We start from the raw sequence: 12,165 nt of genomic DNA on the forward strand, positions 1-12,165 counted from the left end.
TTACAAATATCTGCATTTGAACAGGACGCAGACAACGACGGACTTGACGACAACAGCGCCGGGTACATACAACGGCTATTCTGGCGTCATGTTCCTCGAACCAAACGTCAACAACCCGCCAACGCTCACACTCACGAACCCTGCGGATAATCAAACATTAGCGGAAGGAAACAGTTACGCGGTTGAAGGGAATGCGTCTGATTCGGACAGTGGCAACGTGATGACCGTGAAGTACAAAATCAATAATGGCACAGCGAGGGCACTCGCATCCGGGGTTTCGGATGGCAGTAGCCCTCTTTCTTTTGCCAAAACATTGAAATACAGCAACAAGCGTGTCTGGGACGGTGCCACGGATGTCTCTGGAGTTGATCTGGCAGAGAACACGGACCACACCCTCACCGTCTGGTCTGAGGATGATCAGGGCGCGAAGAGCGCAGAGGTTACCCGCAAATTCCGTGTTATCTGGAACCGCCCACCGACGATCAGTGATACCAATCGAGATCTTGGCATAATTGAGGAAGCTCCGTCCATCAATTACACGGTAACGGATCCTGAAACCAACGCGTTTACGGTCACTGAGAAGATCAACGGTTCCATCATCCGCTCATTTGCGGGTGTAGCTGGTCGCCAAGAGACAGTCACGATTCCATTGGATACTTGGCTACGCCTTGAGCCTGGAGTGCCCCATACACTTACGATCGAAGCCACCGACAACCAGGGTATGACCTCCAGCCGGGCGTACACCCTGACTCGCTTCGTGGACAAGATCATCTTCAGTGGCATGGATTTCAGCACGCTTGCAGAGGAGATCAAGACCAAGTTTACAACGGACGTGGCGGCGCAGCGCCTGCTCCTCACCCCTGTCTGGGACCTGCCTCCAGGCGTTATTCTGTTGGTAGAGGTTTGCAACAATGCATACGACGAGGAGCCTACCTGGGAAGATGCCACGGTCGAGGTGAAGCTGAACCGGGCTCACCTGTTCTCAAACACCACGAAGACAGCTGAACAGTGGGGCATCAACTTCCGGTTTGTGATTGAGAAAGGAACAGCAATCGCTCCGGTTTACTTTAGGGGCGTAGGAGGTGCTTTTGATTGAATGTACAGTTTTCGAATGAGCGGCCGTGCAGTGAGGCCCAACAGGAGCGAGAAGCCATCGAGCTGGAAAGAATGTCGCTGGGTGCTTTAGGGCAAGAGCTTGCCATGGAAAAGATCAAGGGCATGCAGAAGGACGCCCTGATCCAAGCTCTTGGCCAAGAGGTAGTAATGCTTAAGCTTGACATCATTCAATTGAAAGGAGGTGGTAACTGATGGCATTCTGGAACATTGCTTATAAGTCTAAGTGGGTCACAATCGACCAGCTCCGTTTAGCGGTAAAAACAGAATCGAATCCTTTTGGGGACATCACCCCGGAAGAGTTCGAACAAATCACCGGCCAGGAATTCTAGTCGGTGATTTTTATTTGGGGGGCTGCTGTTGCGGCTCCCTTTTCATGTTTGCCCCGAGGGGGGGTGAGGAGGGCGGCCAGCCGTGGACGAAATCAAAGATTTGCAAAAGGGGATTACCGAGATTCTGGTGGCAATCGGCAAGATCGAGACGGAGATCAAGCAGCTATCCAGTATGTCAGGGAAATTAGAACAGACAGAGAAAATGGCCATCGAAGCCCTGCAGAGTACAAAGGCTGCGCACAAACGTTTGGACGATATGTCTAAGCAGATTGAAGCATTGGAAAAGAAAATTGAGGAAGACAAGAAGGGCGGCAAGGACGACAAAAAATGGCTGGTAGGTACAGCACTCGCCCTGGTTGCAATTGTCTTGAACTTCCTGAAAGGTGGGGGAACACATTGAGTGAAACAGATTTGCTGGTACTAGCAAAGCAATACATGGCGGATAAAGCCCTTATCGTGGTAGTCGTGCTTCTGTTCATCGGCTACTTTTTGAAGAGAACGCCCAAAGTGGCGGACTGGATGATTCCTTGGGCGCTGACTCTCGTCGGGATCGTTATGGCATGCGGCATGCTAGGGTCATTCAGTGTAGTGAACGTGGTGCAGGGAATCTTGGCTGCGGGCATCGCCAACTTGACGCATCAGCTATGGAAGCAGACGACAGACAAACGGGAGAGTGACCAAGATGGCAACTAAAGGAATCGATTGCGCCGTCCCCCTTACAGCGGAAAAGGCAAAGGCGATGGCAGCAGCAGGCTATAAATTCGTGGCACGTTACATGGTACCGGAGCGTCTGGCTTGGAAACGACTGACTAAAGCGGAGGCAGGGCTTATTACCGCAGCAGGCATGAAGGTAGTCTCCGTTTTTGAGACGACTGCTAATCGTCCGGCTGGAGGAGCTGCAGCTGGGCTAGAGGATGGAGTGGAAGCATACAAAGAGGCGCAGCTCATCGGGCAACCGATCGGCAGCGCCATTTATTTTGCTGTGGACTTCGACACGAAAGCGACTGATTACACTGCAATCGAAGCCTATTTGCGCGCAGCTGCGACGAAGATTCCGGGCTACGAAATCGGCGTGTATGCGGAATATGACGTGATTGAAGAGATGGCAAAGCGCGGTGCAGCCCAACACTTTTGGCAGACATACGCATGGAGTGGGGGCAAGAAGTCGCCTCGCGCGAACATCTATCAGTACAAGAACGGCCAGACGATTGCAGGGCACACAGTTGATTTCAATGAATCATACGGCGGAGAGGGCTGGTGGGATACTCGCCCACAGGCGGTGGAAAAACCTGTGGACAAGCCCGCCGCTAAGCCGACAGAAATACCGGAATGGAAGCGTGCTGACCATGATGAGTTGCTGGCGGCTGGGCTCCTGACATCTGATCATACTGCCAGTTTGGACGAGCCTGTGCCACAATGGATGTTGTTCGCGATGCTCAATCGTCTTCGCAAAGGCGAGACGGTGCCACAGGAACAGCAGCCTAAACCGGTACCAACTCCAGATCCAAAGCCGGATTCTGAACCGGTACCGACTCCGAAGCCGAAGCCACCTACCATCCTCGACTGGGCGGAGGTGGAGAGGCGTACCGCGCTGGCCTCGGTGCAAGTTACCTTCGGGACAGCTGGGCGCGGATCCGGCACACTGCTCCCGGGTGGTTACGTTTTGACGGCCAAGCATGTGGGGAACGGCATCGATGTGATAACGGTCCGTACGAAAGAAAATGGCACCGTTGCGGCCGGCCTGGTGGGCGTTCACCCGGGCTTTAAAGGACCTGACGGAAAGCTTGTTAATGTTGACGTGGCCTTGTACAGGGTGACAGATACAAAGCTGCAGAACATCCTACCATCGCTACCACTATCACCTGAAGCTGTAATAGCTGGACAAGACCTGCTGTCTGTCGTACACGGGGATACGTTTGGAAAGGTAAAGCGCGGCACAGTGGATCGCGTTTCTATCTCTACCTCCAGCCCGCCGACACCATGGGAATTCGACTGTTCAATCGATGGTAACCCAGGAGACAGCGGGGGAGCTGCTGTCAATCAATTCGGTGAGCTGTCCGGTGTAATCATCCAAGAAACAATGGTCAATGCCAAGATCGGCAGCGCATGGCAACGAGTGCCCGGTTGTGAAGCGATCAACGTAGCTCATTCTGTTGTGGCAGACTGGCTCAAACAATACTTGTAAACGACAACGGCCCTCTGGCGGAGCGATCCACTGGAGGGCCTTTTTTGTTTATCGAGCTCGCACTAAATTTACGAGCCCATGGTCAATCTGATGACGGGAGAGCGGGTGCTGCTTCATGGCATCGAGTACCTTGCTGTTGTCGATCGCCAGGTAATGCTCCAGAGTCTGCACGCGGGCGTGACCGGAAATCTCCTTCAAGATGAAGAGGTCAACCCCCTGTTTGTGGAGAAATGTCAGGCAGCTGCGCCGAAGCGCATGCAGGCTCAGGCCTTCCTTGTAGATGCCAAGGCGCTGCGTGTATCCCTTGAACATCCAATCGATCCCTTTCCTACTGTACGGCGTGCCAAACTGCGTAAGAAAAAGCGTTTGGTCATCCTCGCCGCAAACGAAGTATTTCCTCCCGCACTTATACCGGCTGATTCCGGACCGGTGCTCGTTATTTCTCACCTCATCATAAACAACCCCTGTTTGCAAGTAGAGCTGCAGGGCGCAGGCCAGTTGGGGGATCATCGGGATCACCCTGTCCTTCCCGCCCTTTCCGTCGCGCACATGGATATAGCTTTCCTCAAAATTTATATCGTAGGTTTTGAGATTGATCAACTCACTCACACGCAGCCCCGTGTACAGGAACGTGGCAAAGATTGCGTAGTCTCGCACCGCGTGCTTGCCGGTCAGCATGATGCCGTCCAGCAGCGTCTTGGCCTGCTGCTCTCCCAAGGTTATCGGAATTGTTCGTGGAACCTTCATTCCTTGTATGTTTTTAGCCGGATTCTTTGCGATGTCATAGTCGTCATTGTCAATGAAGTATTCGTAAAACGAGCGGATCACAGAAATGGCTCTGTTTACCGTGCGCGGAGCCAAACCAGCATCTACGAGACTGAATTTATATTCGCGGATGTCCTGCTGTCGGAGTTCCAAGAGGTCACGGGTCTTGAAGTGAGCGGCAAACCGTTTCAGATCGGTTTCATATCCCGATAAGGTTTTAGGCCGCGCGCCGCGATCAGAGCGCATGAAAAGCAAGAATTCACGGATGTAGAGGTCATTGGCGTTTGTTCTGACAACACTCAAAACGTTACTCATGATAGTTTCCTCCCCGGAATGTAGATTCCAGGACAGGGCCTAATGTGTTAATATGTAGTTATCAGGCTCTGCCTGGTCGCGCAAAAGCCGTTTACTTGTCTGCCAGGACGGGACGGCTTTTGCCTTTTTATTGGGTAAATCTTGTCTTTATTATATAAACATACCAAATTCATTACAATAAGTAAATTTACCTATATGAGTAAATATACTTGAATTGGAAATGGAGTAAATGTATAATCTTGACTAAGGAAGTATAGATACTTGGTCGGGGTGATTCGTATGTTTACCGTTCAAGAGGTTGTTGAAAGGCTGACAGAAGAGGGGATAACCAGCAGCAAGCAGATGGTACAGCGCTGGTTAAAGGAAGGCCGGATAGATGCAGAACCACCCAAAAAACGAAAGGACGGGTATAGGGTAACTGAGCAAGCATTAAACCGCTTCATCGAATCATGGAAGGAAGCTCGAAGCCCAAAACGCTCTGCAAATGAGTATGAAGCAGAGATCAAATCTCTCACCCTGGAGTTGAACCGCATGCGGGCGGAGATTGACCATCTGCGCGAAGAGCTGCAAAGGGCAAACGATCGTGAAAAGGTTCTTTCGGCCGATCTGCACAATGCGATCGATAAGCTTGATGAACAGAAGAAAGCACCGTCGGTCGATTGGAAACGCAAATACGACGAGGCTCTTAAACGAGGCCGCGAAAAGACAAACATGCTAATCGCTGCGGAGCAGGAGATAGACATTTTGAAAAAGAAACTGGCCGATCCGGAAAAGTACGGTGTTCAAACGAAGCCGGCAGCTGTTGATGAGGGGCCAATCCTTTTGTTTACAGTTCGTTTCCAATTCCAGTCTAAGAAATACGAGGCCAAGGTGTATACCTATCGGGAGATGTATTCCGTTTACCTGTACGAAATATCGGGAAAAATCCAAAAGGAAATTCAGGTAGACAAGAGCAGCCCTTTATTTAAGCGGTTTCTGAAAACTGTCAGAGATAAGCATGGTGTGCGCGTGGAGATGGCGTTGGCATCTTGGCAACAGCCTGTGTCGGCTGATGAGGTGGATCTATGAGCCGGAGCCCAGAAGAAATTATGCTGGAGTGGCTATACTGGCACCACGTAGTCGAATACATGAAGCAGGATCTACCCAAACTGGAGGCTGCGGATAGTTTGCGCTTCCCCTTGTTCGCTGGTTGGGTGCTCCGACAACTTGGGAGCCAGGCATATGCGAAAGAACAGGAGGCTGCGAAAGAGCTGCGTACAAATGGCATCCGGTTTGTCAAAGAGAAAGTCGATCGTGGAGAGGTATTTGTCGTCTGGTCTCATCGCGGTAACACGGACATCTTCCGTATTAGAGAGAGGGAGCTCCAGGCAGAGGCGCAGAAAAAAATAGATGAACTGATGGCATTGATGATTGAACAGAAACAAGGAGAGCCGCCCCGAGAATAGGAGGCGGCTTTTTTAATGTAAGCAGGAAATATGTCCCAAATGTAGAACTGTTGAATTGTGACGAAAGGAGGGATACTGTGGAAAATACTGCAAGCATTTCATTGAGAGAAGAATCGTATTTTGATGGTGGAACGTTTGATAGCATTATGGTGAAAATTATGGCCACATTACTTACAGTAGCAACTTTAGGATTCTGCTATCCAATAGCAGTTGTGATGCTAATCAAATGGGACACACAACATACGGTCATCGAGGGCAGGCGGTTGCAATTTACCGGTACTGCATCTGGACTTTTCGGGATGTGGATTAAGATTTGGTTGCTGGGCATCATCACCATTGGCATTTATTATCTTTTTGCGTCAAAGACCATCAAGAAGTGGAAAGTTAAGCATACGACGTTTGCATAATAGGAAACCCGTCTCCGCATTAAGCAGAGGCGGGTTTATCGCATTCCTTGGCTGCCAGCCTGGCTTCTGCGCGGGCCTGTGCTTTGCGCGCGGCTTCCTCGGCAGCAGCTGCCTGTGCTTCTTCTGATTTAGCAGCATACCAATCATTATCTAGCGCGGCATAGTGTGAGCGCTTTGATTGAATGGTGTCCCGCACTTCTTTCCATGGGCGTCCGTAGCGCTCAGCACTCTGTTGCCAAGCGTAGCGGCGGTCTTTGACCTCTGGTGGCGGCGGTACCATGTCGGCTATAAAGGCTGGGCAGTCGGCACCGGATGGAAGGCGTACCTTGTTTACGGCCCGATGCTTATCTGGCAGGGCATCATACAGCACCTTCGCGTCATCGTAGGGCTTAAGCGCATGGGCAAAGCGTGACAACTCGCTCAAACGTTCCGTCTTGTAGCTGGTGATTTGGGCGCCGCCGTCCAGCAGAGCCTGAGCAGCTGCGCCCATCTGATCAATGGAATGGTTTGTATACAGTTGTTTCACGCGATATTTCCGAAACTCTACAGCCGTTTCACTTGCTCGATCCTCAATATAGTCAATTACCTTATGCGCTTCGTCCCACCATTTCAGGCACGGCTTACGGTTCGCCTGATCGCTGTCGATCCGGCTGTAAATATTAAAATTGATCTTGTCATCGAAAAAGCTCAAAATTACACCCTGATACTCCTGCCATGCGTCAAATGATGCTTGGATGCAGACGACATGGCCGTATCCGCCTTCTGGGTTATCCATGATTCGGCGCAGGTCAAAGATAGGCTTCCCGTCTTCATTCAGCTTCGGTGCCTGCAAGAACAGGTTCGCTAGGAAGGGCGTAGACGATAGGGTCTTCACGCGGGACAGGATCGGGTCGATAATTGCGTTTACACTTCCGCTTGCTGCCTTCTCCTGCAGGTGGAGGAGGTCGCGTACAACATCTGGATGCGTTTGTACTTCTGCTCTACCAAGTAGCTCCTGGCGATATGCGGGCGACGTCAGGGCAAGTTCCAGATCGAGAAAAGACCAGCCCTTCCGGGTCGTAATCGCCCGCATGCAGGATATGACGTACTGCTGCATCCGGTCGGAAAACTCGCCCGTCTTGGATAGGCCGTTGATAAAGCCGACGAAACGGGCGGTCAGGCGTTCGCTGATCTCCAAGGCGGCCAGTTCTTCGTCTCCACCTGCTGTTGCAAAGGTGCGCCCGTATACGTCGTCCCATCCGAGTGGCATTGGTCTAGCCTTGTTATCTAGGTTCAGAAGGTGCAACTTTTCATCCGGATAATCGGCTGGCAGGCAATTCACGAAGTTACGCAGTACCTGCCCGTCTGCTGTGTCAATCAGAATAGCTGTGAAGCCAGCCATGACCATGTCATATGCCCAGACAGTCCCGAAGCCTTCTGACTTGCCGCTGCCCTGCTTGCCCTGAGCAAAGGTCGTCGTACAAAGGGCGTCATAGACCGCCTTCGTTGACATAGCCGCCCAGCCTGTAAGAGGAATGCGAGCAAGCTGCCGGACACCCCTGGTCGTCACCCAGCCAATGCGGACATGCTTCATACCGTCGCCCTCGACCGTCAATTCTTCCGGCAGCTGGACTTCCTTGTGGCTGCGGTTTCGGACCTGCGGGAATTCCTCGAGCAGACCGCGACCTGGTAGCTGCATAAACTTCCCGGCTTCCTCACAGCTTACGCGCAGCGGCTTGAATCGGATCGAATAGCCCTTCCTCGTCTCGATCGCGTCCAGGTACTGTGCGGTCCATTTGGCAGGAACATCGGCGCGCTCCAACTCATTGTCGGCGGTCAGGTCCTTCCATGAGTTCGCCAGAGTGTAGGCTGTATCGCGGCGGCGGGCGTGGTCCTCTGATTGGACAGCGATCCGAAGCCAGGCTTTCAGAACGTCATCACCCTGCTTGCGCCGTGTCGCGGGTGTCATTTCGGCTATTATGCGGGCAGCCTCCTGGTAGCTACCTTGCTCTTTGCGATATTCTTCAAGACGGACCTTTTGCTTTTCGGTAATCCGGGTCATGGATAATAACTCGAAACGAGCTTTCTCGAAGCCAGCATGGATCGTGCGCAGTATCTTGTTGCCCCAGCTGGCATTCGGGACGTAGCCCTTATCGAGGAGATTGTGGGCTTGCTTGGCTTCCTTAAACCATACGAGCGGGTCTGTTGGTTCGAACATAGCGTCGAATACCGCAATGTCGTCTCCCTCTAAAGTGCGGACGGCGGTCAGTAGCGATGGCAAAGGGTAGTTATTGTCCCGATCGGTCGCCAGACTGAAAATATCATGCTTCCGATAATGCAGCTCGGTACAAAAGGTCTTTTCAGGCGCCAGCTTAGGCAGCGGTTCCTTTACCTCTTGGATCGTGATCCCACTGTCATAAATCGCTTCTGCCTTGCGCAGGAATTCCCCAGCCTTCTCCTTGGGCAGCAGCAGATAAAAAGCAATGTCATTCGGACGCATGATGATGCGGAAGTTGCAACGGTAGGGGCTGGTCTCAGTCAGAAGTTGACCGTCGTGGAACCAACTGCGTCGTTCGCTGGGCTTTCTGTAGAAACTAGCGATTACCTTTCCCAAGACATATGCCTGGTTGTTGCGGACGCTGGAGGTTGTCGTAATCTCGTAAACAGCGTAGTCTACTTCCTTGCGTTCAAAGATGACCCTTCCGCCAATCTTTACGATCATGAAAACACCGCCCCTCGTAGAATCCAAAATACGATGTTGCCCCAGAATATCGCTTTCTTCGGCCACTCCGCACCCAGCGCCCATAGTCCAATCAGTAGGCAGGTCGCGATCGCAACTGCGAAAAATGCGTCCGGGCTTACGATGTAAGCGCCTGCGGCGTCCCACCAATGAACGGGATTGATCCAGTAGACGAATACGTCCCAGGCGTCGGCTGCCTGATTGACCTTGTCGGCTGCGCTGCTGATTGACTCGATCGGGTTTCCGCTGATCTTGACCATCATTTTCCGACCGCCCCCGTTCTTTGTTCCAACTCTGTCCAAACGTCTACGCCCAGACTCGCATCCAACTCAAGGAAGAGGAGTGGTACCAGTAGGATCAAAACGTACCCGATGATTCCTTTGAGGACCCGGCCCTTCCAGTCTGGCCAATCCAGCCAGGCTTCGACGATTCCCCAGATTGTCACGATGATGCCGCCCCAAAAGGCTCCCTGCTGCACCAGTTTCAGCAGACGGATACCGCCGCCTATGCCATTCGCTGCAAAGGCTGTATGAGGAAGAAGCGCGATCGCCATGGCGTAGCAGACAGCCAGATACGCTTTCTTATTCCGTTTCAGGTGAGCGATAGCGCGATCTAAGCGGCGGGCAGTCTTCTCGTCTATTGGCGGCAGCTGTGTGCCGCACAAGTCCTGAATGGTGTTCCCGTTGATGCGTATTACCTTTACCATCTCGATCTCCTCCTCATGGATAAATCTTCAGTGAGTCGGGAATGCTGGGGGAGAATACACGAAAGGAGTGTGGCGAAATGCCAGTAGCAGCTCTTATCAAAATTGGAATTGGTATTGGGATGATGATTTGGGGAGCTCCAGCTGTATTTGGAGGATAATTTTTCGACAGGTTCAGCGAACAGGCATAAAGCAGCACCCCAATGCATACGCTGTGAGTAACGCATGCGTACACGCGAGTAACGCAACAGCTCCATTGCCAGAGTCTACCCACCGCCAGATTTGGCGGTTTTTTTGTTTTCTGGACCGGCTAGCTCCCGTATCTTCGACTTTTGAACGGTTCAATATCCACTCCGCGTTGAGCCAGGCGAGAGAGCGCCATCGACATCAATTTGCCTTTTGCCCATCCAGAGAAGTTGATGGTTTTTGCGATGGCGTGCATCTCCTTCTCCAAAAGGTCCTCTGTATTAAAGACAACTGGCTTCCGTTTTTCACCCATGACGTGTCACCTCCTTGTATTGTGTTGAACCACGCTGTGTGGCGTTATGTGGAACAGTGTGGTGATGTGTTACTATCTGATGCGGCAGGGATTGTCCAAAATTACACTTTTTTCTCCACAGACGAGTTTATGTTTTCTTCAGTCTGTCCATCCTGTTACCGAGGTGACGTGAATGTTCGGACTTGGTAAACAAAGGAGCCGATTGGGGAAATATCTGGATACTAAAGAAATACCTCAACAATGGCTCGTTGAAGAAACGAAACTAAATAAAAAGACCATCAGCCAACTTGCATCAAAAGATGAGCCTTTGCCGTCTGGGTCCACAATGCAGAAGATTATTCAGGCGCTGCGTAAGATCGATAAGAATTTGAAGCAAGAGGACTTTTGGCCAATGTGAGTCATTTTAAAAAAATTTCATATTGCGTGTTCGTATAGTGTTCGTATATGCTTCCGATAGGAACTAATGTTCGATTAACGAGTGGAGGCGAGACAAATTGAGACCTTTGAAAAAGATGAATCCGGGCGACATTAACGACAGAATTGTTGCTGCTATTGCAATTGCATTTAAAGAACCGAAAGCGGTAGCCAGCTTAGTGGACGAAAAAACGGGTGTTACATATGGTGTCTCTTTTACGGATAGGAGGATTTTAAAGATATCCGTGGGTAATGGGGCCAAGAGACACATCAACAGCTTATTGGCTTTTTTATCACCACAGATAGGGGAACCAAGTAAGATGTATGTCAAGGAATCAAGCCTTTACTCTGGGCAAATGATCTCATATATGGAATGGGCAAACCGATAAGAAACACAGAATCCCCCTGGCGATAACCAGGGGGATTGTTCAGTATAGATTGATACCAGTCATGATACCAATTTCTTTTAATTATTGGGAAAAGTGATCAAAAACATAGGTGCGTTAAGTGCTGTAATTGCTGATCTTATGCGGTTTTGTGTTTTGGTTTCATATAAACATAGTCGAAATGGAGGGAAGTATCGGTTAACCCTTGCGCCACAAGGGTTTCCGGGCTTCGTAACATGTAAATACGTGTCTGTAGTGACTTTGACGCTCCCATGCCTAAGTCGCTCGGACACGTATTTTTTATTTTTTATTGCACGCAAGTAAAGCCCTCCTGCGGATTTTTTGTCCGAGAAGGGCTTGTTTAATGAGGCAGGTCATATTTTACTTCAGAATAGTTGTGAATCATGAGCTCTCGATGTGTGATTTTCCCAGTTCGTTTATCGATGACTCTTCGCCATATCTCATTCTCTCGGAAGTTCTTTCCTTCGATATGATGAAATTGATGATTTTTTTCTTCCAACTGGTAGATTGATGACGTTTGATCACATGTAGAAGCTGGTCAACGGAGCGCTCTTTTGCAAAATTCACGAAAAAATTGCTGCTCGTTCTCTTTACGCGAAGCTGAAGGACTCTAAGTTTATATACCAAAGGTAATTTAACGAGGATTTGTTTTATCATTGAGCTGGTCACCTATCAATAATGGAGTTTTTGAGGGCGAATGAGCTTTGTTGATAGAAAATTATACCATAGTATGGAGTTCTCGGAGTTTTCGCTAAGGTAGATGAGCATGTATTTTTCTAGTATTTGTTTTGGGAGAGATATTCGGTGAAGGAAAAATACCTTCAGCAAATTTGTTAATGCCTCAACTTTCGCACCATAAAA

General features: G+C 50.4%; 16 protein-coding genes. 11 read left to right on the forward strand and 5 right to left on the reverse strand.

Annotated elements, in window-relative coordinates; all coding sequences use genetic code 11:
- The 6 genes from EDM55_RS30515 to EDM55_RS31345 form a co-directional block, all read left to right on the forward strand.
- On the forward strand, positions 1–1,096 hold a 1,096-nt coding region (locus EDM55_RS30515), incomplete at its 5' end, for an Ig-like domain-containing protein (RefSeq protein WP_221175505.1).
- Positions 1,093–1,308 (forward strand): XkdW family protein, encoded by a 216-nt coding sequence (locus EDM55_RS27950; RefSeq protein ID WP_246071209.1) that lies wholly within the window; start codon positions 1,093–1,095, stop codon positions 1,306–1,308. The genes EDM55_RS30515 and EDM55_RS27950, both read left to right, overlap by 4 nt.
- On the forward strand, positions 1,308–1,445 hold the full coding sequence (locus tag EDM55_RS27955) for an XkdX family protein (protein ID WP_122961914.1): 138 nt from the start codon (positions 1,308–1,310) through the stop codon (positions 1,443–1,445). Before EDM55_RS27950 ends, EDM55_RS27955 begins: the two co-directional genes overlap by 1 nt.
- Positions 1,446–1,527: 82 nt before the next feature.
- Positions 1,528–1,845, forward strand: coding sequence for a hypothetical protein (locus tag EDM55_RS27960; RefSeq protein ID WP_122961915.1), 318 nt, complete (start codon positions 1,528–1,530; stop codon positions 1,843–1,845).
- Positions 1,842–2,138 carry a phage holin family protein gene (locus EDM55_RS27965; protein ID WP_122961916.1) on the forward strand — a complete coding sequence of 99 codons (297 nt, stop codon included), beginning with the start codon at positions 1,842–1,844 and terminating at the stop codon, positions 2,136–2,138. The genes EDM55_RS27960 and EDM55_RS27965 overlap by 4 nt, the downstream gene beginning before the upstream one ends.
- Positions 2,128–3,630, forward strand: a complete 1,503-nt coding sequence (locus tag EDM55_RS31345) for a glycoside hydrolase domain-containing protein (RefSeq protein ID WP_122961917.1) — start codon at positions 2,128–2,130, stop codon at positions 3,628–3,630. Before EDM55_RS27965 ends, EDM55_RS31345 begins: the two co-directional genes overlap by 11 nt.
- A gap of 48 nt (positions 3,631–3,678) precedes the next feature.
- On the opposite strand, the gene EDM55_RS27975 is transcribed toward EDM55_RS31345, so the two are convergent.
- Complete coding sequence (locus EDM55_RS27975) at positions 3,679–4,710, reverse strand: tyrosine-type recombinase/integrase (RefSeq protein ID WP_122961918.1); 1,032 nt, start codon at positions 4,708–4,710, stop codon at positions 3,679–3,681.
- A gap of 279 nt (positions 4,711–4,989) precedes the next feature.
- Between EDM55_RS27975 and EDM55_RS27980 the strand changes: the two genes are divergently transcribed.
- The 3 genes from EDM55_RS27980 (at position 4,990) to EDM55_RS30675 (ending at position 6,562) form a co-directional block, all read left to right on the forward strand.
- On the forward strand, positions 4,990–5,778 hold the full coding sequence (locus EDM55_RS27980; protein WP_141296367.1) for a helix-turn-helix domain-containing protein: 789 nt from the start codon (positions 4,990–4,992) through the stop codon (positions 5,776–5,778).
- The gene (locus EDM55_RS27985; protein ID WP_122961920.1) at positions 5,775–6,155 is read left to right on the forward strand and encodes a YhjD family protein; all 381 of its coding nucleotides are present in this window, start codon (positions 5,775–5,777) and stop codon (positions 6,153–6,155) included. The genes EDM55_RS27980 and EDM55_RS27985 overlap by 4 nt, the downstream gene beginning before the upstream one ends.
- A gap of 77 nt (positions 6,156–6,232) precedes the next feature.
- Entirely contained in the window at positions 6,233–6,562 is a 330-nt protein-coding gene (locus EDM55_RS30675; protein WP_218033732.1) for a DUF898 family protein, read from the forward strand.
- Between the two features lie 19 nt (positions 6,563–6,581).
- On the opposite strand, the gene EDM55_RS27995 is transcribed toward EDM55_RS30675, so the two are convergent.
- The 4 genes from EDM55_RS27995 to EDM55_RS28010 all read right to left on the reverse strand — a co-directional run bounded on the left by EDM55_RS27995 (position 6,582) and on the right by EDM55_RS28010 (position 10,483).
- Positions 6,582–9,263, reverse strand: coding sequence for a hypothetical protein (locus EDM55_RS27995; RefSeq protein ID WP_122961921.1), 2,682 nt, complete (start codon positions 9,261–9,263; stop codon positions 6,582–6,584).
- Positions 9,260–9,544 (reverse strand): hypothetical protein, encoded by a 285-nt coding sequence (locus EDM55_RS28000; protein WP_122961922.1) that lies wholly within the window; start codon positions 9,542–9,544, stop codon positions 9,260–9,262. The genes EDM55_RS27995 and EDM55_RS28000 overlap by 4 nt, the downstream gene beginning before the upstream one ends.
- On the reverse strand, positions 9,541–9,987 hold the full coding sequence (locus tag EDM55_RS28005) for a hypothetical protein (RefSeq protein WP_122961923.1): 447 nt from the start codon (positions 9,985–9,987) through the stop codon (positions 9,541–9,543). The genes EDM55_RS28000 and EDM55_RS28005 overlap by 4 nt, the downstream gene beginning before the upstream one ends.
- Positions 9,988–10,294: 307 nt before the next feature.
- Positions 10,295–10,483 carry a hypothetical protein gene (locus EDM55_RS28010; RefSeq protein ID WP_122961924.1) on the reverse strand — a complete coding sequence of 63 codons (189 nt, stop codon included), beginning with the start codon at positions 10,481–10,483 and terminating at the stop codon, positions 10,295–10,297.
- A 172-nt stretch (positions 10,484–10,655) separates the two neighbouring features.
- Here EDM55_RS28010 and EDM55_RS28015 point away from each other — a divergent pair, with 172 nt between their 5' ends.
- Both EDM55_RS28015 and EDM55_RS28020 read left to right on the forward strand, forming a co-directional pair.
- Positions 10,656–10,880 carry a transcriptional regulator gene (locus EDM55_RS28015; protein WP_122961925.1) on the forward strand — a complete coding sequence of 75 codons (225 nt, stop codon included), beginning with the start codon at positions 10,656–10,658 and terminating at the stop codon, positions 10,878–10,880.
- Positions 10,881–10,977: 97 nt separating this feature from the next.
- Complete coding sequence (locus EDM55_RS28020; RefSeq protein ID WP_122961926.1) at positions 10,978–11,286, forward strand: hypothetical protein; 309 nt, start codon at positions 10,978–10,980, stop codon at positions 11,284–11,286.
- Positions 11,287–12,165: the final 879 nt, after the last annotated feature.

This window comes from Brevibacillus centrosporus (genome assembly GCF_003710815.1).
Taxonomy (GTDB): domain Bacteria; phylum Bacillota; class Bacilli; order Brevibacillales; family Brevibacillaceae; genus Brevibacillus; species Brevibacillus centrosporus.